This is a genomic window from Planifilum fulgidum (assembly GCF_900113175.1).
GTDB classification, from domain to species: Bacteria; Bacillota; Bacilli; order Thermoactinomycetales; family DSM-44946; genus Planifilum; species Planifilum fulgidum.
The window spans coordinates 54,557-77,768 of the sequence record NZ_FOOK01000006.1 but is presented as its reverse complement, the minus strand read 5'-3'; the positions used below and the strand labels follow the sequence as shown (position 1 = coordinate 77,768).

Here is a 23,212-nt window from a genome sequence, read left to right as displayed (position 1 = left end):
ATGGATACCAAGAGACGGCGGAGATTTCCCGATTCATTCGGTAATCCGGACAAAGAAAGCCTCCGTCGCATGCGGCAGACGGGAACACAGCGCGGGAAGCCGCCGCAGCCATCTCCGGAACCTGTTCAAGGCATTCCAAGATTCAATCGTTTCATCCGCTGTCCGGAAGCTTCAAAACGCCTCGACGGGACCGCCCCCACCCATATCCGGAAGCCGGACTTCCCGATTTTCTTCCAAATCTTCCACCCGTGCCAAGAGGATGCTTTGAATCTCTTCTCCGAGCAGCCTGTCCGTCACGGATAGGGCGGAACCTATGGGAAGAGCGATCACCCGCTCTTCACCCGTGGTCTATCCATTCCGGAATCCGTTCCGGCAAATGACGCAGCGGGAAAACAGGGGTCCCCTGTATTTTCCTCTTGCGGAAACGCATGCGGCATCACTTTCAAAAATAGCCGATCCCCGCATTTTGCTCGGCTGGAAACCGCCGGGTCGATGTGGAAACTTCGGCCCAAAGCCGATCCTCCCGACACGACAGCATCCCCCGTCCTTCACTTCAACTTGTTCCTGATTCTATGCCGTTTTCAGCAACCTCCTCATGGCCTGCGCTTTTTTGATTTCGCTGACCGCATCCGCACCCGCCGCCGGGAGGCGTACGGATTTTTCTTATTCTGACGGTTTCATAAACGCCGTCTCATCCGGCCGTTCACCGCACCACCCCTGTTTTCGCGGGCCGGGCAGGCTCACGCCCCTTCATCCCTGGAAACCGTCCAGGGTTGAGAGGTGGTTTTTGCATTTTTCTGTTGACATGTTAGAGAACTCGGGATATCCTGTGATTAAAACATAGTTAATTAACCTTATTTATTGGATTTTATAACTCATTAAGAAGGTTAGATTTTAAACATTCCTATGCATATTCCGTCCTATTCCTCATCCAGAGAGGCGGAGGGACCGGCCCGATGAAGCCTCGGCAACCCGTTTCGCCTCTCGCTTCGGAGGCGGGACACGGTGCCAATTCCGGTGGGGCACTAGGGTCCCTGAAGATGAGGAGGGAAAACCATTCCCTTTCCTCTTTTCAGGGAAAGGGATTTTTCATTTCAAAGGGGGAGTGAGCCATGGCCGAGCGGCGGAAGTGGAAATGGGAGGAGCATGCGGCGGAACTGAATGAGGTGGAGCGGCTGAAGCTGAAAAAGGACGGCCTGGACGTGATCCAGGATATTTACCGGTGGGCGAAGTCGGGCTATGAGTCGATTCCTGAGGAGGATTTCGTCCGCCTGAAATGGGCGGGCATCTATCAGCAGCGTCCCAAGGACGGACATTTCATGATGCGGGTCCGCATTCCGTCCGGACTGTTGAATTCCCGGCAGGTGCGGGTGCTGGCGGAACTGGCCCGGGACTACGGGCGGGGGCTGATCGATGTCACGACCCGCCAGTCGGTCCAGTACCACTGGCTGCGCATCGAGCACATTCCGGACATGTTCCGCCGGCTGGAGGAAGTGGAGCTTCATCCCTACGAGGCCTGCGGGGACTGCCCCCGAAATATCGTGGGCAATCCGTTGGCCGGCATCGACCCCCACGAGCTGATCGACACCCGTCCGATCGTCGAGGAATTGGAGAGAACTTTCCTTCTCAACCGGGAGTTTTCCAATTTGCCCCGGAAGTACAAAATTTCCGTCTCGTCCAACGTCTACAACGCGACGAACGCCCAGATCCACGACCTCGCCTTCACGCCGGCGGTCAAGGAGATCGACGGAAAAGAGGCGGTCGGCTTCCACGTCTGGGTGGGGGGAGGCCTCTCCTCCCGTCCGCACATGGCGAAGCAACTGGACATGTTTGTTCTGCCGGAGCAGGTGGTGGAGGTGGCCGTGGGCGTGACCCGGCTGTTCCGGGATTACGGATACCGGAAAAAGCGGCACCGGTCGCGACTCAAATTCCTCGTGGCGGACTGGGGGGCGGAGAAGTTCCTGGAGGTGCTCGAAACCTACATCGGTCCCTATCCGTCCCGGGGGAAGGACCGGCTTATCGGGTGGAATGCGGGGTATTTCACCGGAGTGCATCCCCAGAAACAGAAAGGTTACTTCTACGTGGGACTCAATGTGCCGATGGGCCGGACCTCCGCGGAGGAGTTTTTCCGGCTGGCCGATCTGGTGGATGAATACGGTTCCGGTTCGCTGCGGACCGTCAACACCCAGAACCTGATCATCCCCGACGTGCCGGAGGAGAGGCTGGATGATCTGCTGGCGGAACCCCTTCTCCAGCGGCTTTCGCCTTATCCCAAGCCCTTCGTCGGCCATGCGGTCTCCTGCACCGGAATCCAGTTCTGCAACCTGGCCCTGACGGAGACGAAGGCACTGATGCGCCGGGTGGTTGAATACCTGGACGAACAGGTGGAGCTGGACATCCCCATCCGCCTGCACATCAACGGGTGCCCCAATTCCTGCGGACAGCAGCAGATCGCCGACATCGGCCTGATGGGAGGGAAGATGAAGACGTCCGACGGGATGATCGAGGCGTACACCGTCTCCGTCGGCGGCCATCTGGGGAAAGGGGCGACCTTCAACACCCCTCTCAAGGGAAGGGTTCCGGCGGACCGGGTGGCCCCGGTGTTGAAGGAACTGATTCTCTTCTACAAGGAGCACCGCGAGCCGGAGGAGCCCTTTTGGCGCTTTGTGAGGCGGGTGGGAATCGACGCCCTGCAGAGGCGCTTCGACGAAATCCTGAGCCGGACTGCGGCGTCTTGAGGGGTGGCGCCGATGAGCCGGGAAGGGATCTATCTCTATAAGGTGTCCGCGGAAATACGGGGGAAAGGGACCGTTTATGTCATCCTGCTCGCCGCCAGCGATGAAGGGGCGTTCGCGGCGGCGGAGAGGGAGCTGGAGCGCCACTTTATCGCCGCGCCTCCGGTGACCGAAATGGTTATCGAGGAGAAGCGCTCCGCCGGAAAAGGAAAGGGCTTCGTCGTGGAGACCGCTGCGTTGTGAACGAGCGAACCAAAGGGGAGGGTGACGAATATGGAATGAATGGGAGGGATCAAAGAATGAATGAATCATCCGAAAAAATCCAGGTGGAGCGGAAGGAGATTCAAAGGGCGGCGAAGGATTTGAGGGATGCCCATCCCTCGGAGATCCTCGCCTGGGGGGTAAAAAAGTTCGGCTCCCGGAAGATCACCCTGGCGTGCAGTTTCGGGGCGGAGGATGTGGCCCTCGTCGATATGCTGCAGAGAATCGATCCGGAGGTGGACATTTTCTACCTGGACACGGACCTCCATTTTCCGGAGACGTACCAGACCCGGGACCGGCTGACCCGGCGGTACGGAAAGAAGTTTATCCGCGTTACTCCGGATTTGACGCTGGAGCAGCAGGCGGAAAAGTGGGGGGACCGGCTGTGGGAGCGGGATCCCAACCTCTGCTGCCGGCTGCGCAAGGTGGAACCCCTCAAGAAGATGCTGGTCGGTTACCAGGCTTGGATTACCGGCATCCGCCGGGAACAATCCCCCACCCGCGCCCATGCGGAAGTGGTGGAGTGGGATGAGGCCTTCGGCCTGGTCAAATTGAATCCCTTGGCCTATTGGACCCACGAGCAGGTATGGTCCTATATCCGGGAGCGGAACGTGCCCTACAATCCGCTGCACGACCGCCAGTATCCCAGCATCGGGTGCCAGCCTTGCACCATCCCCGTCAAACCCGGCCAGGATTTTCGGGCGGGCCGTTGGGCGGGGTTTGATAAAACCGAGTGCGGCCTGCACCCGAACCGGAAAGGGGAATCGCAATGACGGGAACCATCACTCCTCACGGCGGCACCCTGGTCAGCCGGATTGCCGCCGAAGGGGAACGGGAGGAATGGCTGAGGCGGGCGAAGGAACTCCCCGGCTGGCAGATTTCGCCGGTCACCCTTTCCGATTTGGAGTGCATCGCTACCGGGGTGTTTTCCCCCCTCACCGGATTTTTGGGGGAGGAGGATTATCTTTCGGTCCGGGACCGGATGCGCCTGGCGAACGGAACGGTCTGGCCGCTGCCCATCACTCTTCCGGTGCCGGAGGATCGGGCGGACCAGATCCGGGAGGGAAAACCGGTGGCGCTTTGGGGGGAGGACGGGCGGATCTGCGCGGTGATGGAAGTGGAGAGCCTTTACCGGATCGATCGGCGCAAAGAGGCGCGGGAAGTGTTCCGCACCGAAGATGAGAAGCATCCCGGCGTGGCCCGCCTGTACCGTTCTTCCCCGATTAGGGCCGGGGGACCGATCCACCTGCTGCGCCGGCCGGATCACGGCGCCTTCAACCGATTCATCCTGGATCCCTCGGAGACCCGGCGCCGGTTCCGGGAACGGGGCTGGCGCCGGATCGTCGGTTTCCAGACCCGGAATCCGATCCATCGGGCCCACGAGTACATCCAAAAGGCAGCCCTGGAAACGGTGGACGGACTGTTTCTCAATCCCTTGATCGGCGAGACCAAATCGGACGACATCCCGGCGGACCTTCGGATGAAAAGCTACCAGGTGATCCTGGATCATTACTACCGGCGCGACCGGGTGCTGCTCGCCGCCTTTCCGGCGGCGATGCGCTACGCGGGGCCGCGGGAGGCCGTGTTCCACGCCCTGGCCCGCAAAAATTACGGTTGCACCCATTTTATCGTCGGACGGGATCATGCCGGGGTGGGAGACTATTACGGCACCTACGACGCCCAACGGATCTTCGACGAATTTCGGCCGGAGGAGCTGGGGATCATCCCCCTCTTCTTCGAGCACAGTTTTTACTGCCGGCGCTGCAACGGGATGGCCTCCTACAAGACCTGTCCCCACGGCGAGGAGCACCACGTGATGCTGTCCGGAACCAAGGTGCGGGCCATGTTGAGGGAGGGGATCATGCCGCCGCCGGAATTTTCCCGTCCGGAGGTGGTTCGGGTCTTGATCGAGGGGCTCAAGGGAACCCGGTGACGGGAGGAGGATGTTTTCCGGGCCGCAAGATGCCGGATTTCCGCCGGAGGGTCGCCCTCCGGCCTTTTTGGTGCCGGACCGCCGAACCCGGACAGGGGGAGCCGGGGGTGATATAATGAAATTGTGCAAACCTTTTCTCCATATAAGGCAAGGCCCCGGGAGGGGGCTTGCGGGAATCGGGGGAAATGTATGCGCTTGGGCATCTTTGCAACCTGTCTGGTCGATGTGTTTTTTCCGGACGTGGGCAAAAGCATGGTGCGAGTGCTGCGCCGGCTCGGTTTCGACGCGGACTTTCCCGAAGGGCAGACCTGCTGCGGTCAGCCCGCCTTCAACACCGGGTATTGGAAGGAAGCGAGGCGGGCGGCCAAGGGATTGATCCGCGCCCTGGAACCCTATGACGCCGTGGTGGCCCCTTCGGGTTCCTGCGCGGCGATGGTCCGCCGCATGTATCCGCGCCTCATGGAAGAGGAGCCGGAATGGCTGGAGCGGGCGCAGGGGCTTGCAGCCAAGTGCTTCGAGTTTTCCGAGTTTCTGGTTCACAGGCAGGGATTGGCCGATTTGGGCGCCCGCCTGGAAGGGGTGGCCACCTACCACCACTCCTGCCACATGCGCAGGGAGCTGGGGGTGACGGAGGCGCCCCTGAAGCTGCTGGCCCATGTTCGGGGATTGACCTTGAAGGAGCTGCCCCGCGGGGAGGACTGCTGCGGTTTCGGCGGCACCTTCGCCGTCAAGATGGGGGGAATTTCCACGGCCATGGCCGACGAAAAGGTGGATCACATCCTGTCCACCGGGGCCGATTTTCTCGTGGGTTCGGACATGGGGTGCCTGATGCATCTGGGCGGAAGGTTGAGCCGCCGGGGGAAGCCGGTGCGGGTTCTCCACGTGGCCCAGGTTCTGGATCGGGGGTTGAGCTGAGATGAGGGGCAAATCGGCGTTTCACGAGCGGGTCGGAGAGGCTCTGGAGGATGACTTCCTGCGGCGTTCCGTCCGGGAGACCCAGGACCGGTTGAGAGAAGGAAGGCTTCGGGCGGCGGAGGATTGGGGGGACTGGGAAGCCCTGCGGTCCCGCGGGGAGGCGATCCGCCGCCACACCGTGGAAAATCTGGACGTGTACCTGGACCGGTTCGCCGAGCGGGTGGAGGAGGCGGGGGGCCGCATTTTTTTCGCCGACACGGCGGAGGAAGCCCGCCGGTACATCCTCCGGCTGGCCGCCGGGAAGGGCGTTTCTTCCGTCGTCAAGTCCAAATCGATGGTTACCGAGGAGATCGGTCTGAATCGGACCCTGGAGGAGCAGGGGGTGGAAGTGACGGAGACCGACCTCGGGGAGTACATCATCCAGCTGGCGGGAGAGGCGCCCTCCCACATCATCGCGCCCGCCATCCACAAGAACCGGAAACAGGTGGCCGAGCTCTTCTCCCGGGAAGCGGGCGAGCCGCTGCCCGAGGAGACGGAGGCTTTGACGGCCTACGCCCGTCGGCGGCTGCGGGAGAAATTCCTGCGCGCCGAGATGGGAATCACCGGCTGCAATTTCGGCGTGGCCGAATCGGGTTCGGTGGTCCTGGTGAGCAATGAGGGGAATGCCCGGCTGACGTCCACCCTGCCCCGGATCCATGTGGTGGTGATGGGGATGGAGCGCCTCGTTCCCCGGTGGGAGGACCTGGACGTCCTGTTGACGCTGCTGACCCGGAGCGCCACGGGTCAGAAAATCACCAGCTATGTGACGGCGATCACGGGGCCGCGCCGACCAGGGGATGCCGACGGGCCGGAGGAACTGCACATTGTGGTGGTGGACAACGGCCGCTCCAAGCTGCTCGGCACCAAATATCAACCGGTTCTCCACTGCATCCGCTGCGGAGCGTGTCTCAACGTATGCCCCGTCTATCGTCACATCGGCGGCCATGCCTACGGAAGCGTCTATCCCGGACCGATCGGCGCCGTGTTGTCGCCGCTGCTGGGAGGGTTTGAAAAACACGGGGAGCTGCCCTACGCCTCCAGTCTGTGCGGCGCCTGCTCGGAAGCGTGTCCCGTCCGCATTCCCCTTCACGACATGCTGCTGGAACTCCGGCGGGATCAGGTGGAAGAGGGGCGCAGCCGGCGGATTGAGCAGATGGTTTTTCGCGGATTCGCCTGGTTCGCCGAAGATCCGGGACGGTTTACCGCGGCGGCACGCCTGGGGCATTGGCTGACGCGTCCTTTGGCCGATGAATCCGGCCGACTGAAGAAGGGGCCGGGTCCCTTGTCGGCTTGGACGGAGAGCCGGGACTTTCCCCGGCCGGCTCCGGAATCCTTTCGAAGCTGGTGGCGCCGGGAAGGGGGAAACGATGATGGATCATCCTGACGCCCGTCGCCGCTTCCTGTCCCGGCTGTCGGAGCGCCTCGGAAAAAGCCGCGGGGAGTCCGCGCCGCCGGAGGGAGAAGCAAGGGAGGAGAAGCTGACGGAAGAGGAGCGGATCAGCCGGTTTCTCCGCAATCTTTCCCTCCTCGGGGGGCGGGGGATCCGGGTTCAGGGGCGGGAAGCCCTCAGGAGGCAATTGATGGAGGACATCGACCGGGAAGGGGGATCACCCCTCGTCCTGTGGAAGGATCCCCTGTTGGAGGAAGTGACGGCCGACCTTCCGGGAGTGGAACGCATCCTGTGGGATTCCGGCAGGGATTCCGCGGCACAAGTCCGGGATGCGGCCCGGGCGGCGGCCGGACTGGTGAGGGCGGAGTGGGGAGTTGCCTCGACCGGATCGCTCGTGCTGCGAAGCGGAAACGACCGGGGGCGAAGCGTCAGCCTGTTGCCCCCCGTCCTGTTCGCGGTTCTCCGGAGGCAGGACGTCGTGTCCGAAACCCGCGGCGTCTGGGCCCGGCTCGGGGAAAAGGTTCCGGCTTGCATCAATTGGATCACCGGGCCGAGCCGGAGCGCCGATATCGAAGGGGATTTGTCCATCGGCGTTCACGGGCCGTACCGTGTGGTGGTTTATCTGTTGGAGTGAGAGAAGGGGCGGGAATCGGAAACGGCCCCGGGCGGCTTTTCGGCCGCTTTTTTCTTTTGCCCAGGTTCCGTTTCGGCGGATCTTCTGTTTGTTCACCGTTTCTTTAAAATGGATTATTTATGCGCCTTTGGCGGACTTGCCCGGCGGACGGCATCGCCAACCATATGGAAAAACTTCATTTTTAAGGGTTTGGTGAGCCGCGGCCTGGAAAGCCGCAAGCAAAGCGCATATTCATTCGAGTTAAAGGAATAAATATTATTTTAATGTGAACGATTTCACGTTTTTGATGAGCGATGCTTCACAACTCGGCGATATTCAATCTTTTACACTGAAATTGAAGGATGTGATAAACAAATAAATCTCGCTATGAAGCGAATAAGACGATCTGTTAACCAATCCGTCAACAGACTGTATTATTTCCACACTGAAAAACAATATGTGAAAAATATCACTTATGTAAGCGATGCCATTTCGCAATCATCCATTTGTTTGGAAAAGAAAAACGCGTCTTTCGGAAAGGGGGCTTTCATCGGAGGAAAGCGGGAGGAACCGGCTCTTTCGAATCTGTCGTCCGTACGTGCATGAAAAGGGAAGATTCCGGGAAGGAGGAAATTCTCGTGAATTATCCGCTTCACGTCACTTCCGAAATCGGGGAACTCCGCACCGTTCTCCTGCACCGGCCCGGCAGGGAAGTGGAGAATCTGACTCCGGAGTATCTGGAACGGCTCCTCTTCGATGACATTCCCTATCTGCCGGCGATTCAAAAGGAACACGACTATTTCGCCCAGACGCTGCGCAACCGCGGAATCGAAGTGGTGTATCTGGAAACCCTCATGGCGGAGTCTCTGCGCAACGACGAGATCCGCGAACAGTTTGTGGAGGACATTTTGACGGAGAGCAAGGCAAACGTCACCAGCGCCTTCTACCATCTGAAGGAATACCTGTTGTCCATGCCCAACGAACAGCTGGTTGAAAAGGTCATGTCGGGAATCCGGAAAAGCGAAATCCGGGAAGAGAAGAAGATTCATCTCCACGAAATCATGGAAGAACACTATCCCTTCTACCTCGACCCCATGCCCAACCTGTATTTCACCCGCGACCCCGCTGCCGTGATCGGAAACGGCATCTCCATCAACCGGATGAGGCGCAGGGCCCGAAGGCGCGAGTCCCTGTTCATGGATTACATCATCCGGTACCATCCGCGCTTCGCCTCCCACCAAATTCCCGTCTGGTTTGAACGCAATTTCCGCTTCTCGATGGAAGGCGGCGACCAACTGGTGCTGAGCCGGCAGGTGCTGGCCGTCGGCGTCAGCGAACGGACCACCGCCCAAGCGATCGAACAGCTTGCCCTGAATCTGTTTGCCGGGCAGAAAGAGATCCGGAAGGTGGTGGCGGTGGAGATCCCGAAATCCCGCGCCTTCATGCACCTCGACACCGTCTTCACAATGGTGGACCGGAACAAATTCACCGTTCATCCGGAGATTCTGGGGCCGAAAGGCGAGATGCGCATTTACATCCTGGAACCGGGCGAGGAAAAGGGAACCGTCAAGATCTCCGAACGGAACAACCTCATCGAGACCCTGAAGGAAGTCCTGGGATTGGAGGATGTGGTGCTGATCCCCTGCGGCGGCGGAGATTTGATCGCCTCCGCCCGGGAGCAGTGGAACGACGGTTCCAACACCCTGGCCATCGCGCCGGGAGTCGTCGTCACCTACGATCGCAACTATGTTTCCAATCAACTGCTTCGGGAGCACGGCATCGAGGTGATTGAGGTGCCCAGCTCGGAACTGGCTCGGGGACGCGGGGGTCCGCGCTGCATGAGCATGCCGCTGATCCGCGACGACATCTGAAGGGCAGATTCAATTTTTGCACGAGGAGTGATGGAAATGGCGATCAATTTGAAGGGCAGACATTTTCTGAAACTGGAAGATTTCACCCCGCAGGAACTCTCCTATTTGCTCGATCTTTCCCAACAGTTGAAGGCGCAAAAATACGCCGGGGTGCTGCCCAAGTTGCTGGAGGGGAAAAACATCGCCCTGCTGTTTGAAAAACCGTCCACCCGCACCCGCTGTGCCTTTGTCGTCGCCTGCGTGGATTTGGGTGCCCATCCCGAGTATCTCGGCAAGGACGACATTCAGCTCGGCAAAAAAGAATCCGTCGCCGACACGGCCAAGGTGCTCGGCAGGATGTTTGACGGCATCGAATTTCGCGGATTCAAGCACGAAACGGTGGAGGAGTTGGCGAAACACGCCGGCGTCCCCGTCTGGAACGGACTGACCGACAAATATCATCCGACCCAGATCCTCGCCGACTTTTTGACCATCCGGGAGCATTTCGGACGCCTGCGGGGGATCAAAATGGCTTATGTCGGGGACGGCAGAAACAACATGGGCAACACCCTGCTGATCGGTTGCGCCAAGATGGGCATGGACTTCCGGATCGTCGCCCCGGAGAGTCTCTGGCCGGAGGAGGAGCTGGTGAAGAGCGCCCGGGAGATTGCGGAGGAAACCGGCGCCTCCCTCACCCTGACGGAAGAGATTGACCAAGGCGTGCAGGGGGTGGATGTGATCTACACCGACGTCTGGGTGTCCATGGGGGAAGAGGATCAGTTCGCCGAACGGATCCGCCTTCTGAAACCCTACCAGGTGAACATGGAAATGATCCGCAAAACGGGCAATGAGGACGTCATCTTCCTGCACTGCCTGCCTTCCTTCCACAACCTGGAGACCGAAATCGGCCGGCGGATCTATGAAAAATACGGGTTGAAGGAGATGGAGGTCACCGACGAAGTCTTCCAAAGCAAACACTCGCTGGTCTTCGATCAGGCGGAAAACCGGCTGCACACCATCAAGGCGGTCATGGTGGCCACGCTGTAGCCGCCGGGGCGGGGGGTTTTCCCCGCCCTCGGGGAGAACCCGCCGGTATTCGGCGTTGATGTCAAAACCGTGAAGGAGTGAGACCGATGAAGGAGAACAAAGTGGGGCTGTTTCCCCTGATCGCCCTTGTCATCGGGTCCATGATCGGCGGGGGCGCCTTCAACCTGCCGAGCGACATGGCGGCCGGCGCCCACAGCGGGGCCGTCATCATCGGCTGGATCATCACCGGGATCGGGATGATCGCCCTGGCCTTGGCCTATCAGAATTTGGCCCTGCGCAAGCCGGAACTGGACGGTGGGATCTACAGCTATGCAAGAGCGGGCTTTGGCGAGTTTATCGGGTTCAACTCGGCCTGGGGGTACTGGATTTCCGCATGGCTGGGAAACGTGGCTTACGCGACGCTGATGTTCAGCGCTTTCAGCTACTTTTTCCCGATATTCGGTCAAGGGAACAACCTGGCGTCCGTCATCGGCGCCTCGGTGATCTTGTGGACCGTTCACGCCCTGGTCCTGAAAGGAATCAAGGAAGCGTCCCTGGTCAACGCCGTCACCACCATCGCCAAACTGGTTCCGATCTTCCTGTTTATCGTGGTCGTCATGTTCGCCTTCAAAGCGGATCTGTTTCTCAGGGATTTCTGGGGAGCGGGCGGCGGTTTTGACTGGTCCCAGGTGCAGGAGCAGGTGAAGAGCACCATGCTCGTCACTCTGTGGGTGTTTATCGGGGTCGAAGGAGCGGTGGTCCTGTCCGGGCGCGCCAAACGCCGCCGGGATGTGGGGCGGGCCACGGTCCTGGGACTGCTGGGCACCCTGATCATTTACATCCTGATTTCCGTCCTGTCCCTCGGTGTCATGAACCAGCCGCAGTTGGCCGCTCTGGAGGCGCCGTCGATGGCTTACGTCATGGAGGCCGTTGTCGGCAAATGGGGGGCGGTGGTGATCAACTTCGGCCTCGTGATCTCCCTCCTGGGGGCCTGGCTGGGCTGGACCCTGCTGGCGGCGGAAATTCCCTACGTGGCCGCCAAAGACGGCGTGCTGCCGAAACGGCTGTCCAAGGAGAACCGGAGCGGCAGTCCGAGCGCTTCGCTCTGGCTGACCAACGGTTTGATCCAGGCATTCATCCTGGTGGTGCTGTTTGCCGAGTCGACCTATCAGGCGCTGTATTCCATGGCCGGAGTCGCCATTTTGCTGCCTTACCTGTTCTCGGCCCTGTATCAGCTGAAGTTGGCCTGGACCGGCGAAAGCTATGGCGCCGGGGAACGGCGGGGCAAGGATCTGCTGTTGGGGATCGTGGCCACGTTGTATTCGATGTGGCTGGTTTACGCGGCGGGGCTGGAATACTTGCTGATGGTTTCCGTTCTTTATGCGCCGGGCATCTTCTTCTACCTGAAAGCATGCAGGGAACAGGGGAAAAAGCCGTTCAAAAGGTTTGAACTGGTCGTCGCCGCCGTCATTGTCGTCATGGCAGCGGTCTCCATCGTTCTCCTGGCCAACGGCACCATCGCACCATAAAAAGACGGGGAGGAGTTCGGAATGAAAAAAGTGGTCATCGCCCTCGGAGGAAACGCCCTGCAGAAATCCAAGGACCAGGCGACGGCACAGGCCCAGCAGAGGGCGTGTGAACAGACGGCGGAACAATTGCTCAGGATCATCAAGGCGGGTTTTAATGTCGTGGTGACCCACGGCAACGGTCCCCAGGTCGGCAATATCGTGTTGCAGCAGGAGGCGGCCGCCACGGATCGGACACCGGCGATGCCCCTGGACACGTGCGGCGCCATGAGCCAGGGAATGATCGGTTACTGGCTGCAGCAGGCGATTGACAAATCTCTCGCCGATGCCGGCATTCCCAAAAGGGCGGCAACCGTCATCACCCAAACGGTGGTCGATCCGGGCGACCCCGCTTTCCGCCATCCGACCAAGCCGATCGGCCCCTTTTACACGGAAGAGGAAGCGCGGCGGATCATGCGGGAAAAAGGATATCTCTTCAAAGAGGACGCGGGCAGGGGTTGGAGAAGGGTGGTTCCTTCCCCGAGGCCGGTCGACATCGTGGAAAAGGACGTGATTCGCGAGCTCGTGGAAAACGGCCACATCGTGGTTTGCGCCGGCGGCGGGGGCATTCCGGTGATTCGGCGGGAGGATGGAAGCTTTGAGGGGGTGGAGGCCGTCATCGACAAAGATTTGGGCGCCGCAAAACTGGCCGAGTTGGTCGATGCGGATATCCTGCTGATTCTGACGGCGGTGGAAAAGGTGGCGATCCACTTCAGGCAGCCGAATCAATCGGAATTGGAAGAGGTGACGACCGACCAGCTCAGGCGGTACATGCAGGAAGGCCATTTTGCGCCGGGCAGCATGTTGCCGAAGGTGGAGGCCACCCTGCAGTTTGCCGATTCAAGGCCCGGACGGACGGCAGTGATCACGTCCCTGGAGAAGGGCTTCGACGCTCTGCTCGGAAAAGCCGGCACGCGGATCTCCGCCCGCGGAAGCGGCGTGAGAAAGGAAATGCCTCTCACATCGTGAAATACGAAGGGTCGAAAATGGTGATGATTTTTGACTTGATCTTCAGTTTGCCGGAAGCTTTGTACTCCTGCAGGACATGACTGACCGTCTCCCGGCTGGTTCCGGCCATTTTGGCCAATTCGGTGGTGGTGAGGGGGCAGGGGATGCGGACGGTGGAATCGTCCACTTTTTCCCCGATGTCCTGGAGGAGGAAACTGATCAGCTGCCGCACCCGGTCGGTGGCGTGCACCTGGGTCAGCTTTTGGATCCGGATTTCGTGTTCATGCATCTTGTCCCCCATGATGCGGATCAGATTGATCAGGACGGGCGGATCGTTCCGGATCTGCCGTTCAAAGGCGTCCGCCAGGACATAAAGCAGTTCCACATCGGTGGCGGCTTCCGCGGAAAAGCGGTAGTATTTGTCCCGGAACAAACCCACGTAGGGAAACATGCTGTAGGGTTTCAGGTACAATAAAAATTGACTGGAACCGTCATCATTCATGCTGACCAACTTGATGAATCCGTTCAGCAGGAAATAGATTCGGTCCCGCGGATCTCCCTCCATGAACAGGATTTGTCCCTTGTGATACCTCCGGAAGAAGGCGTCCCCCATGATTTCCTGCACGCGCCGTTTGGGGAGGTTGTGAAAAACGGGAAACTTGCGGAGGCTGACGTTCGGCGCCGATGGCATCCCACCACCTCCCGGCTGTTTTTGCTCCTATTGTAGGCACATGTGCCGTGAAAAACAAATCCGTCATTTCGCTGCCCGGAGCGTCGCCCCTGTTCGCGGACGCCAAATTCCCCCCGCTCCGGGTGCGGCGGGGATAGCAAGATCGTTTCGAAGGCGCCTGTTCCCGGACCGGGAGCACCGGATGATGGCCGTGGAGGCGGGTCCGGGAGGTTTGGCGCCCGTTTAGGGACTGAGGCGATCCGGTCCTCTGGGTCAACACGCGGCTGTATTCCCGCTGGATCATGTCCAGCCCACCGCTGCCCGTCCCCGCCATCCCCCCGACCCGTTCGGCGGCCCTTCCCTCAATCTTCAGACCGGCCCGGGAACGCCCGGTTTCGAACACTCCTTTCTTCCGCCCGGAGAGTCATTGTCTGCATTTTCCGAAGGGGAAGGCTTTTACCGTCACAGCCTTTCCTCCTCCGGTTCGATGTGGATCAACACCTGAGCCTGGGGAAAGGATCGGTGGATTTCCGCTTCGATCCGGTCGCACAGGCGGTGGGCTTCTTCCACACTCATTTCGGACGGAACGATCAGGTGAAGATCGATGTGTTCCTCGGGCCCGGACCGGCGCGTGCGCAGGGCGTGGTATTCGATGTATTCATCGGCGTAGGAATGGAGGATCTGCCGGATTTTCTCCTCTTCCTCGGGGGTCAGCCTCACGTCCAGCAGGGGAAGAAAGGATTCTTTCCCCAATTGGTATGCTTCCTTCATGATGAACAGGGCGATGCCGATCCCGATCAGCGGGTCCAGCAGGGTGAAGTTCGTGAGGCTGACCAGCACCAGGCTGAGGGCCACGCCGGCCGAAGAATAGACGTCCGTCAGCAAATGGAGCGCATTGGAGCGCATGGCGACGGATTTCGCCCGGATTCCCGCTCTTCTGACGATCAGCCCGACCACCAGATTGATGAAGGCCCCGAATGCCATGACGGCCGCCCCGAGGAGCGGGAAATGGAGCGGGGAGGGGTTCAGTATTTTTTCGCAGGATTCGATGATGATCCAGATGCCCGCCACGAAAATCAGCAGGGTTTCGACGGTTCCCGAGAGGTTTTCGATCTTTCCGTGACCGTAGGGGTGGGTTCGGTCGGGGGGTTTTTGGGACAACCGGACAGAAAAAAAGGCCATGATGGAAGCGGCCAGGTCCAGCAGGGAGTGGATCGCCTCGGAAAGGACGGCCACCGATCCGGTGTATAGGCCCGTTGCCAATTTCAGAAGCACGACGGTCAAATTGCTCACAATCGAAAGGCCTGCGGCGCGTTGCGGTTTCAAAGGATGACCCTCCCCTTATGGTGTGCGCGAAAAAATTGGTGTTCATACAGAGAATTTGCATCCGGGCAAACAGGAAACCCGGTGACGTTCTGCGTCACCGGGTTTTGTTTTTGAGCGGTTGCGTCGGATTGGAATCATGGCGGAAAACTCCCCGAGCGTGCGATTGTCGACCTCATTATACCCAATGGGCGGAAGAAGTTCCATCCTTCCGGAGCCTGTCATCCATCGGCTTCCCGCAGGGGGTATTCGTAGACGAATTGGTGCAGGGAAGCGTTGAACACGATCCGGCTGTATTCGCAGAGGAGTTCTTTTTTCTTGCCGTCGCAGGCCCACACCCAGCGGTCCATTTCCAGCACCGGCTGACTTCTCGCAATGCGGAGGGCGGCCGCTTCCTCGGCGGTCGGCATGCGGACGTTCAACCGTTCGGCCGCCCGGGTCGGGCGCATTCCCTTTTTTTCGCGGAGCCAGCGGAGAACGGGGATGAAATCCTCATCGTCCTCTTTCCGCCAGCCTTCCAAAAGCGATGCCGGGTAGTAGCTGTCAAACAGGTGGAAGGGCACCTGGGAAACCACGTGCACTCCGCGGCAATGCCACACTTTCACTTCCGGGCCGATGTTCAATTTTTGCCCGATTTCCTTTCCGGCGGCCCGCAGCGACGGCGGTTCGGAAAGGCGGGTGAAGGTATAGGGCTCCCGGCTTTCGTGGACCTCCGTCGAATCGGTCCGGCGCTCATTTTCCGTCCCGGCGAGAAGCAGCGGAGGATTGGCGGAACCCACCGTCACCTTGGTTGTGGAGAATCTCACATAAACCCCGCTTCGCGGAACGATGTCCACTTTGTTCTCCGATTGCAGGCGTAGGAGCGCCGCGCGGATGGTGGGACGGCTGGCTTTCATTTCTTCCGCCAGTTCCCGTTCGGAAGGCAGCCGTTGTCCCGGCGCGTAAGCCCCCTCCTCAATCCGCCGGGCGAGGATTTCCTTCACTTCATCGATCTTCGTTTTCGTCACGAAGACACCACACTCCCAACCGAGCCATGGAGCACCATAAGATATATTATCACAAGCTCGGAGGGAGCGTGAGGGGTTGACATGTGAACAATTGCGGCATTATACTGAAGATGGGAACTGGTAATGACCAAATATGCTTCCAGAATCACATATTCATGTTTTGGATCTTGTCTCAATATCTGGAGATGGGGAGGTGAAGCCTGCTGCCGTGCGCAAACCGGGCACTGATGCCCCGGTTGCATCTCGGATGCGGATGGGACAATTGGAGCCCCCCAAGGGCATTGGTCCGGGTGGGTGGGTGGCAGCGGATCGATCATGGAACTTTTCCACAGGCGTTTGGCGGAATTGTGGTGGAAGTACCGTCTGGGACAACGATTGACTTTGATCGATCTGAATGAGTGGCTGGAATCCTTGGATGCCCTTACGGTCCATCCGAACAAGAAACACTGGTTTGAATGGACGATTGCCCGGTTGCACGTGTACAACAAACTGATCGGAAGCATTCCCCGGCCTCTCCTGTCGGAATGGGAGAAGGCGTTGGATGCCAACCTGGATTATTGTTGGAAGGTTCACAAGCTTGAGGAGATGGCCCGTCTGGCCGAGGAGATCGGGGAAAGGAGCTGGGCCCACCGCTTGCAGGATGAGCTGGGGCGCATCAAGGAAGGCGTGACCCCTTGAATTTCCGGCAGGCGAAACCAACCGAAGCGGACGTGTGAACGCAATGATTCTTTATCATTCTCATCGTCGCGTACGTTTCTGACAGCAACTTACGGGGTTTTCCGGTCGGTTCGGACCCGGCCGACTTTCCCGAACCAATGTCCTTTCTTCATGAAGGTTTGAGTCGCCCTTTCATGCCTTTTCCCGCATGGACGCTTTGTTTGCGAGCTGGATGACCTCTCTGAACAAATTTCTTCATCCTCGGGGACCAGGTCCGGGTCCCTGTTTTTTTGGATTTCATCCCCCTTTCGGTTTCCTCGGCGAATCCGCGGTTTGTTTCGCTTCTCATTTCCTTCCTTCTTTTTTATCCCATCATTCCCCGCACAAACGGGCGGATCAACGGTTTCACGTCGTCGATCGGGATGGCGAATCCGATGCTTTGAGACGGGTAGATGATCAGGGTGTTGATGCCGATCACTTCACCCAGGATGTTGATGAGCGGTCCCCCGCTGTTTCCCGGATTGATCGCCGCATCGGTCTGAATGACGTTGTCGTAACTGCGGTTGGCGATGCGTAGAGGACGGTTTTTGCCGCTGACCACTCCCACGGTCACGGTGTGGTCCAAGCCAAGGGGATTGCCGACCGCGATGACCCATTCGCCGACCGCCGTCGCTTCCGACGATCCCAAACGGAGGGGGGAAAGCGGGAACGGCGGGTGAATCTTGATGACGGCCAAATCCCGATGGGGGTCTTGCCATGCGACGCGGGCCATCAGGGGGCGGCGGTAACCGTAGAGACGGACCGAAACGGTTCCGGCGCGTCGCACCACGTGTTCGTTGGTCAGAATGTATCCGTCCGGGTGGATGACGAAGCCGGATCCGAAATGGCGGATGGGCGTTTCCTGGTGGCCTTTCCATTCGGGGAGGAAGAGGCGGAGCAAAAGGTCATTCAGGTTTTCCGTCCCTTCTTCTTCTGTCAGGATGGAGACGACGCCGCCCCGCACCCTGCGGACGACCTGCACGAAGGAATTGGCCGGATGTCGGGCGGAGAGGGAAAGATTTTCCGGCCGGGTTACGCGAAATTTTCGCACCATGGCTTCCACTCCCGTCCTCAATTGTCGTAATATCATATGTCGGGACAGGTTATTCGTTCAGGGCGAATCCCCAGGAGGGGATGGCATGGACAGTTGTGTTACAATGAAAAAAACGCGGAGGGTGTGAGGAGGCTGACATGGAAAAGGAACAATACGGCAAAGGATATGTCTGCCGCGATGACGGTTGGTGGTTGTCCGATTCCGAGGAAGAATTCGGTTTTTGGGTCAATTGGAAGGTCAAATCGTTGCTGCATCAGGAGAAGTCGGCCTTTCAGGAGATTTCGATCATCGAGACGGAGGGATTCGGTCGGGCCCTGGTATTGGATGGGATTGTGCAGACGACCGAACGGGATGGATGGATCTACAACGAGATGATCAGCCACATCCCCCTCGCGGCCCATCCGGAGCCGTCCGACGTGTGCATCATCGGCGGCGGGGACTGCGGGGCGGTCCGGGAAGTGGTCAAATATCCGTCCGTCAAACGGGTGGACATGGTGGAGATTGATCCCCGGGTGGTTCACGTTTCCCGGAAGTATCTCCCGTCGATCGCCGGAGAAGGGGATCTTGATCCGCGCGTCCACTTCGTGTTTGAGGACGGGGCGGCCTTTGTGAAGGAGAAAAAAGGGGAATACGACGTGTTTATCGTCGATTCGTCGGACCCCGTGGGCCCGGCGAAAGTACTGTTTGAAGAACCTTTTTATCGGGACGTTCACCGGGCGCTCAAAGACGACGGAATCATGGTTTGCCAGAGCGAGTCGCCCGTTTTTCACCCGCATGTGTTGACCAAAGTCCGCCGGACCCTGATGGAGCTGTTCCCCTGCGTTCGCACCTATTTGGCCACCATTCCCACGTATCCCGGTGGGATTTGGAGCTTCACCCTGGCTTCCAAGCGGCACGAGCCCCTGGACGGGATCGAGGAGCGGCTGCGGGATGAGAACACCCGGTATGTCAACCGGGACATTGTCCGGAGCTGCTTCCAGCTGCCCAATTATGTGCGGGAACTGTTGGGAGAAAAATGAGCCGGCTTTCGGCAAATGTTAACCATAAATGAAAAATAGGTTGACAATTGTCAACCTATTTTTTTATGCTGTTGACGTTGCATGTTTTCATCTTTGGGTTGTGAAAGAGGTGAAAGGGTTGTCCGGAAGGGTCTTGGCGCTTCGCAATATGATCCTGGCGGCGATGTTCGCCGCGATCGTGGCGGTGGCGGGGCAAATCCAGATTCCCCTGCCCATTCCGATCACCTTGCAGACGATGGCGGTGATGATGGCGGGATCGGTGCTGGGTTCCCGCTGGGGGGCGGCCAGCATGGCGGTTTTCATCCTGCTGGTGGCCTTCGGCGCGCCGCTTCTGGCCGGAGGCAAAGGGGGGCTGGCCGTTTTGGCGGGGACGACGGCCGGGTATGTATGGAGCTGGATTTTGGCCGCCTGGCTGATCGGTTTCCTGTCCGAACGCAGTGTCCGGCTTTCGGTCTGGAAACTGACGGTGTACCACGTGCTGGGCGGGATGCTTTTGATCTATGCCGGGGGCGTGTTTTGGCTGGTGACGGGGGTGGGGCTCGGCTGGAAGGAGGCCCTGCTTACGGGAGTATTGCCCTTCATCGTCGGCGATTTGATCAAGGCGGTCGTCGCCGCTTTTGCCTCCTTCGGGATCTACCGGGCGTATCCGATTCTTCCGTCCCGGGGAAAGCGCTCCTCTGATCCCGGGAAGGGGCCGAATGCATGAAAAGGGAGCCGGAAAATCCCGGCTCCCGGAAATGAAAGAAGCGATTGCCCGTCTCCTCCGGGAAGGGCAGTCGCTTTTTTTCGAGGATGGATGTCACAAGTGGACCTTCGTCGGTAGGGCGGTAAAGTCGGTGTGCTCCCGGAAATAGCGGAGAAAGCGCTGGTTGAGGGGGAGGATCAGGTCGGTCTGTCCCCGCCTGACGGCCCCGCTCCGGCGGATGATCGTCAGGCGGTTGGCGGTGATTTTATAGGTGGATGCGGAGGGGTCCGGGGTTTCCCATGGGCTGATCCATCCCTCTGCTCCGGGCCCGTGTTTCGGGTGGAAGGGAACGATGCCGATGATGTCGTCCAGGAGCAAGTGATAGGAGAGATGGGGTTTTTGAAAGATCAGTTCCTTGGTGGTCAAGGTGCAGCCCCAGTGGTTTCGCTTCTGGGAGAGCAAAAGCTCGCCCCGGAGGCGTTTCACCTGTATGAATTCGGAGTGCGCCATGATCTCATCCTTTGCTTGCATCCGTACTTCTTTTCATTGTAACATGGATGTCAAATGAATTGGGAAAAATGCGGGAGAGAAGGTCCGTGTTTTCGATTCGCACGATGGAGGACGTCCGCCGGCTTCTGAAAAGGTTCGGCATCTGGATTTACACGGGGGATCGGCTGGGGGATTTGGAAATGATGGAGGAGGAACTGGAAGAGATGCACCGGCTGGGCTTGATCGACAAGGATACATACCTTTCGGCGAGGCGCGTGATCATGGGACAGAAAAGGGAGATTCGGGGATAAGGCGGGCGCCGGATGGATATATTTGTTTGTCAATTTTTGTTCACGTTTTGTGGTATGATGAAAAAATCATGTAAGCCTTTTCAAAGGGGGCGATGCGATGCCTTTCCTGACGTGGTTTTTCTTTCTCGTTCCGATGAATGTTCTGATGATCATCGGAATTGTCTATTATCTGCGCGAAAGAAGGAGGTGGTCCTGATATGGCTCTCAACGGTTCCATCATCACCTTCTCCCTTTATCTGGTCGCCATGTTGGTCATCGGGATCGTCACGTACCGGATGACCCGAACCTTCTCCGATTACGTGTTGGGCGGCAGAAAGTTGGGCAGCTGGGTTACGGCCATGAGCGCCCAGGCCAGCGACATGAGCGGCTGGCTCCTGCTGGGGCTGCCCGGATTCGCCTTCGGAGTGGGGATGGGATCCCTCTGGATCGCCATCGGGCTGGCGACCGGGACCTTGCTGAACTGGATCTACACCTCCAAAAGGCTCCGCCGCTACACCCAGGTGCTGGATGCCCTGACCCTGCCGGATTATTTCGAGTTCCGTTTTCGTGACAAGACGCGTTTTTTGCGGGTTTTGTCCGCCCTGATGATCTTCCTCTTCTTCCTCTTTTACACGGCGTCCGGTCTGGTCGGGGCCGGCAAGCTGTTTGAGGCGGCCTACGGCGCGGATTTCACCATCGCGGTGTTTATCGGAGCCCTTGTCATCGTCGGATACACCTTTTTGGGCGGGTTTTTGGCGGTCAGCTGGACCGACCTGTTTCAGGGACTCCTGATGTTCTTCGCCCTGTTGATCATGCCCGTGGCCGTGATCGTCTACATCGGGGGATTCGGCGAGACGGTGGACACCATCGCCGCCACCAGCCCGATGCATCTGGGACTGGCCGGGGACAATGTGGGCGCCCTCGCCATCTTTTCCTTCATCGCCGGCAACCTGGCCTGGGGGCTGGGTTATTTCGGCCAACCCCACATTCTGGTCCGGTTCATGGCGATCAAGAGCCCCCAAATGTTGGCCAAATCGACGATGCTGGCCATGATCTGGGTCGTCCTCACCCTGTACGGCGCCATTCTTACGGGATTCGTCGGATTTGCCGCGTCGGAAAAGGGATTGGTCTCCGTGGCGGATCCGGAGCACATTTTCATCGCCTTGTCCAACCTGCTGTTCAACCCCTGGGTCGCCGGGTTCATGCTGGCGGCGATCATGGCGGCCATCATGAGCACGGTGGACTCGTTCCTGCTAGTGACATCCACCGCCCTGGCGGAGGACTTCTACAAGCGCCTGTTCCGCAAAAACGCTTCGGAAAAGGAATTGATCTGGGTGGGGCGCATCGGCGTGCTGCTCGTCGCGGCGATCGCCATCTACCTCTCCTTCGCCCAGGAGCAGAACGTCCTGGAGTTGGTCTCCTACGCCTGGGCGGGACTGGGCGCCACCTTCGGTCCCCTGGTTCTCCTCTCCCTTTACTGGAAGCGGATGAATGTGTACGGGGCCTACGCCGGGATCATCACCGGCGCCGCCACGGTGATCCTGTGGAAAAACGTTCTGGGCTGGTCGGATTACCTCTACGAGTTGCTGCCCGCCTTTGTGCTCGGGGTGATCGCGATCGTGGTGGTGAGCCTGCTCACCCCGCCGCCTCCCAAGGAGGTCCTGGAGGAGTTCGACCGTTCCACCCGTCCCCTGGAAGGGGAGTGAGGAGGCGTTCCCTGAAGGAATCCGCCTCCGTGACGGATGGAGCCGTTTTCCGCTTTGATGGCGGAAAACGGCTCCCTTTGTTTTGGCCATCACGGCGTTCCGCACGCGGGGGCGCCGCGGCAAATCCCTCCGGCCGCCAAGCGATGGGGAATTCACCGGTCTCTCCATTTTTTCCTGGAGCATTTTTCAGAATCAGCTTGTGCCCTCCCGAACCGCCTCACCCTCCGGATCCAGGAGATAGTATTCGGGATACCGGGCTTCGTAGGCGGCGATTTTGTCCTCCAGTTGCAGGGTGATGGCGATGTCGTCCAATCCCTGGAGGAGGCATTGGCGCCGGTATTCATCCACTTCGAAGGAGAGCTGCAGGCCGTAACGATCGGACAGGCGGCAGTTTTCCAGGTCGACGGTGAGTTCGTAACCGTCGTGTTCTTCCGTGCGCCGAAACAGCTCTTCCACCTGTTCTTCCGGCAGCGCGAGGGGAAGAATGCCGTTTTTGAAGCAGTTGTTGTAAAAAATGTCGGCGAAGGAGGGGGCGATGATCACCCGAAATCCGTAGTCCAAAAGAGCCCAAGGGGCGTGTTCCCTGGAGGAGCCGCACCCGAAGTTGTTCCGGGTCAGCAGGATGCTCGCCCCGCGGTAGCGCTCCTGGTTGAGGACGAAATCGGGGTTGGGGTTTCCTTTTTCGTCGTATCGCCAATCGTAAAACAAAAACTGGCCGAAACCGGTCCGTTCAATCCGTTTCAAAAACTGCTTGGGGATGATCTGGTCCGTGTCCACGTTCACCCGGTCTAGGGGAGCCACCTTGCCGGTGTGGGTTTTGAGCGGTTCCATACGATACCCTCCCTGATTCCGAAAATGATGGGTTTCCTCCGGCCGGGCCGGAGGCCGGCTGTCGACAAGGGATCGGGGGGAGGCGGTGCTTCGCGGATGGAAAAATCGCCTCCCGACCAGGGTTTGTCACGCCCTTTTCCGGCTTTCGGCCGGCGGCCATTCCGTGA

Annotated in this window: 22 protein-coding genes and 1 riboswitch; of the genes, 16 read left to right on the top strand and 6 right to left on the bottom strand. The window is 59.2% G+C overall.

All coding sequences use genetic code 11. From position 1 onward, the window contains the following. The first annotated feature begins 924 nt into the window (after positions 1 to 924). Positions 925 to 1,047, top strand: a riboswitch (SAM riboswitch). A 65-nt stretch (positions 1,048 to 1,112) separates the two neighbouring features. The 11 genes from BM063_RS05130 (at position 1,113) to arcC (ending at position 13,296) form a co-directional block, all read left to right on the top strand. Further along, positions 1,113 to 2,738, top strand: coding sequence for a nitrite/sulfite reductase (locus tag BM063_RS05130; RefSeq protein ID WP_092036513.1), 1,626 nt, complete (start codon positions 1,113 to 1,115; stop codon positions 2,736 to 2,738). Positions 2,739 to 2,750: 12 nt separating this feature from the next. Continuing rightward, entirely contained in the window at positions 2,751 to 2,978 is a 228-nt protein-coding gene (locus BM063_RS05125) for a DUF3906 family protein (protein ID WP_092036511.1), read from the top strand. Between the two features lie 56 nt (positions 2,979 to 3,034). Beyond that, positions 3,035 to 3,769 (top strand): phosphoadenylyl-sulfate reductase, encoded by a 735-nt coding sequence (locus BM063_RS05120; RefSeq protein ID WP_177198995.1) that lies wholly within the window; start codon positions 3,035 to 3,037, stop codon positions 3,767 to 3,769. Continuing rightward, positions 3,766 to 4,929, top strand: coding sequence for a sulfate adenylyltransferase (gene sat, locus BM063_RS05115; protein ID WP_092036509.1), 1,164 nt, complete (start codon positions 3,766 to 3,768; stop codon positions 4,927 to 4,929). The genes BM063_RS05120 and sat overlap by 4 nt, the downstream gene beginning before the upstream one ends. 189 nt (positions 4,930 to 5,118) lie before the next feature. Then, positions 5,119 to 5,844, top strand: a complete 726-nt coding sequence (locus tag BM063_RS05110) for a (Fe-S)-binding protein (protein WP_092036507.1) — start codon at positions 5,119 to 5,121, stop codon at positions 5,842 to 5,844. A gap of 1 nt (position 5,845) precedes the next feature. Then, positions 5,846 to 7,267 carry a LutB/LldF family L-lactate oxidation iron-sulfur protein gene (locus tag BM063_RS05105; protein ID WP_092036505.1) on the top strand — a complete coding sequence of 474 codons (1,422 nt, stop codon included), beginning with the start codon at positions 5,846 to 5,848 and terminating at the stop codon, positions 7,265 to 7,267. Further along, positions 7,254 to 7,907: a LutC/YkgG family protein gene (locus BM063_RS05100; RefSeq protein WP_177198994.1), complete on the top strand. Its 654-nt coding sequence runs from the start codon at positions 7,254 to 7,256 to the stop codon at positions 7,905 to 7,907. Before BM063_RS05105 ends, BM063_RS05100 begins: the two co-directional genes overlap by 14 nt. 617 nt (positions 7,908 to 8,524) lie before the next feature. After that, the gene (arcA, locus tag BM063_RS05095) at positions 8,525 to 9,757 is read left to right on the top strand and encodes an arginine deiminase (protein WP_092036665.1); all 1,233 of its coding nucleotides are present in this window, start codon (positions 8,525 to 8,527) and stop codon (positions 9,755 to 9,757) included. 30 nt (positions 9,758 to 9,787) lie between these two features. Continuing rightward, positions 9,788 to 10,783, top strand: coding sequence for an ornithine carbamoyltransferase (gene argF / locus BM063_RS05090; protein WP_143085240.1), 996 nt, complete (start codon positions 9,788 to 9,790; stop codon positions 10,781 to 10,783). Positions 10,784 to 10,869: 86 nt separating this feature from the next. Next, positions 10,870 to 12,291, top strand: coding sequence for an arginine-ornithine antiporter (arcD, locus tag BM063_RS05085; RefSeq protein ID WP_092036501.1), 1,422 nt, complete (start codon positions 10,870 to 10,872; stop codon positions 12,289 to 12,291). 21 nt (positions 12,292 to 12,312) lie between these two features. Then, entirely contained in the window at positions 12,313 to 13,296 is a 984-nt protein-coding gene (gene arcC, locus BM063_RS05080) for a carbamate kinase (RefSeq protein ID WP_092036499.1), read from the top strand. Here the strand turns inward: arcC and BM063_RS05075 are convergent. From BM063_RS05075 to BM063_RS05065, 3 genes are all read right to left on the bottom strand, one after another. Continuing rightward, a complete protein-coding gene (locus tag BM063_RS05075; RefSeq protein ID WP_092036497.1) occupies positions 13,286 to 13,966 on the bottom strand; it encodes a Crp/Fnr family transcriptional regulator in 681 nt (226 codons plus the stop codon). The genes arcC and BM063_RS05075 overlap by 11 nt on opposite strands. A 441-nt stretch (positions 13,967 to 14,407) precedes the next feature. Then, positions 14,408 to 15,271, bottom strand: a complete 864-nt coding sequence (locus tag BM063_RS05070) for a cation diffusion facilitator family transporter (protein WP_092036495.1) — start codon at positions 15,269 to 15,271, stop codon at positions 14,408 to 14,410. A 218-nt stretch (positions 15,272 to 15,489) separates the two neighbouring features. Continuing rightward, complete coding sequence (locus BM063_RS05065; protein ID WP_092036493.1) at positions 15,490 to 16,275, bottom strand: GntR family transcriptional regulator; 786 nt, start codon at positions 16,273 to 16,275, stop codon at positions 15,490 to 15,492. Between the two features lie 315 nt (positions 16,276 to 16,590). On the opposite strand from BM063_RS05065, the gene BM063_RS05060 reads away from it, so the two are divergent. After that, positions 16,591 to 16,953 (top strand): DUF7667 family protein, encoded by a 363-nt coding sequence (locus BM063_RS05060; RefSeq protein WP_092036491.1) that lies wholly within the window; start codon positions 16,591 to 16,593, stop codon positions 16,951 to 16,953. A gap of 343 nt (positions 16,954 to 17,296) precedes the next feature. On the opposite strand, the gene BM063_RS05050 is transcribed toward BM063_RS05060, so the two are convergent. Beyond that, positions 17,297 to 18,025: a S1C family serine protease gene (locus BM063_RS05050; protein ID WP_177198993.1), complete on the bottom strand. Its 729-nt coding sequence runs from the start codon at positions 18,023 to 18,025 to the stop codon at positions 17,297 to 17,299. A gap of 137 nt (positions 18,026 to 18,162) precedes the next feature. On the opposite strand from BM063_RS05050, the gene speE reads away from it, so the two are divergent. Both speE and BM063_RS05040 read left to right on the top strand, forming a co-directional pair. Then, complete coding sequence (gene speE, locus BM063_RS05045) at positions 18,163 to 19,044, top strand: polyamine aminopropyltransferase (RefSeq protein ID WP_092036486.1); 882 nt, start codon at positions 18,163 to 18,165, stop codon at positions 19,042 to 19,044. Positions 19,045 to 19,162: 118 nt separating this feature from the next. Beyond that, positions 19,163 to 19,750 (top strand): biotin transporter BioY, encoded by a 588-nt coding sequence (locus tag BM063_RS05040; RefSeq protein WP_245752078.1) that lies wholly within the window; start codon positions 19,163 to 19,165, stop codon positions 19,748 to 19,750. A gap of 93 nt (positions 19,751 to 19,843) precedes the next feature. Here BM063_RS05040 and BM063_RS05035 read toward each other — a convergent pair whose 3' ends face one another. Beyond that, a complete protein-coding gene (locus tag BM063_RS05035; protein ID WP_218154413.1) occupies positions 19,844 to 20,239 on the bottom strand; it encodes a hypothetical protein in 396 nt (131 codons plus the stop codon). Between the two features lie 95 nt (positions 20,240 to 20,334). Here BM063_RS05035 and BM063_RS05030 point away from each other — a divergent pair, with 95 nt between their 5' ends. Together BM063_RS05030 and putP are read left to right on the top strand one after the other, a co-directional pair. After that, entirely contained in the window at positions 20,335 to 20,529 is a 195-nt protein-coding gene (locus BM063_RS05030) for a YqgQ family protein (RefSeq protein ID WP_092036659.1), read from the top strand. Positions 20,530 to 20,726: 197 nt separating this feature from the next. Further along, positions 20,727 to 22,214 carry a sodium/proline symporter PutP gene (gene putP, locus BM063_RS05025; RefSeq protein WP_092036482.1) on the top strand — a complete coding sequence of 496 codons (1,488 nt, stop codon included), beginning with the start codon at positions 20,727 to 20,729 and terminating at the stop codon, positions 22,212 to 22,214. Between the two features lie 192 nt (positions 22,215 to 22,406). Here the strand turns inward: putP and leuD are convergent, their stop codons facing one another. Beyond that, positions 22,407 to 23,045: a 3-isopropylmalate dehydratase small subunit gene (gene leuD / locus BM063_RS05020; protein WP_092036480.1), complete on the bottom strand. Its 639-nt coding sequence runs from the start codon at positions 23,043 to 23,045 to the stop codon at positions 22,407 to 22,409. Between the last annotated feature and the right edge of the window lie 167 nt (positions 23,046 to 23,212).

Excerpts from the sequence above, each read along its gene's own strand:
- BM063_RS05130 (WP_092036513.1), top strand. The coding sequence starts at position 1,113 with ATGGCCGAGCGGCGGAAGTGGAAATGGGAGGAGCATGCGGCGGAACTG.
- BM063_RS05125 (WP_092036511.1), top strand. The coding sequence starts at position 2,751 with ATGAGCCGGGAAGGGATCTATCTCTATAAGGTGTCCGCGGAAATACGG.
- BM063_RS05120 (WP_177198995.1), top strand. The coding sequence starts at position 3,035 with ATGAATGAATCATCCGAAAAAATCCAGGTGGAGCGGAAGGAGATTCAA.
- sat (WP_092036509.1), top strand. The coding sequence starts at position 3,766 with ATGACGGGAACCATCACTCCTCACGGCGGCACCCTGGTCAGCCGGATT.
- BM063_RS05110 (WP_092036507.1), top strand. The coding sequence starts at position 5,119 with ATGCGCTTGGGCATCTTTGCAACCTGTCTGGTCGATGTGTTTTTTCCG.
- BM063_RS05105 (WP_092036505.1), top strand. The coding sequence starts at position 5,846 with ATGAGGGGCAAATCGGCGTTTCACGAGCGGGTCGGAGAGGCTCTGGAG.
- BM063_RS05100 (WP_177198994.1), top strand. The coding sequence starts at position 7,254 with ATGGATCATCCTGACGCCCGTCGCCGCTTCCTGTCCCGGCTGTCGGAG.
- argF (WP_143085240.1), top strand. The coding sequence starts at position 9,788 with ATGGAAATGGCGATCAATTTGAAGGGCAGACATTTTCTGAAACTGGAA.
- arcD (WP_092036501.1), top strand. The coding sequence starts at position 10,870 with ATGAAGGAGAACAAAGTGGGGCTGTTTCCCCTGATCGCCCTTGTCATC.
- arcC (WP_092036499.1), top strand. The coding sequence starts at position 12,313 with ATGAAAAAAGTGGTCATCGCCCTCGGAGGAAACGCCCTGCAGAAATCC.
- BM063_RS05075 (WP_092036497.1), bottom strand. The coding sequence starts at position 13,966 with ATGCCATCGGCGCCGAACGTCAGCCTCCGCAAGTTTCCCGTTTTTCAC.
- BM063_RS05060 (WP_092036491.1), top strand. The coding sequence starts at position 16,591 with ATGGAACTTTTCCACAGGCGTTTGGCGGAATTGTGGTGGAAGTACCGT.
- BM063_RS05050 (WP_177198993.1), bottom strand. The coding sequence starts at position 18,025 with ATGGTGCGAAAATTTCGCGTAACCCGGCCGGAAAATCTTTCCCTCTCC.
- speE (WP_092036486.1), top strand. The coding sequence starts at position 18,163 with ATGGAAAAGGAACAATACGGCAAAGGATATGTCTGCCGCGATGACGGT.
- BM063_RS05035 (WP_218154413.1), bottom strand. The coding sequence starts at position 20,239 with ATGGCGCACTCCGAATTCATACAGGTGAAACGCCTCCGGGGCGAGCTT.
- putP (WP_092036482.1), top strand. The coding sequence starts at position 20,727 with ATGGCTCTCAACGGTTCCATCATCACCTTCTCCCTTTATCTGGTCGCC.
- leuD (WP_092036480.1), bottom strand. The coding sequence starts at position 23,045 with ATGGAACCGCTCAAAACCCACACCGGCAAGGTGGCTCCCCTAGACCGG.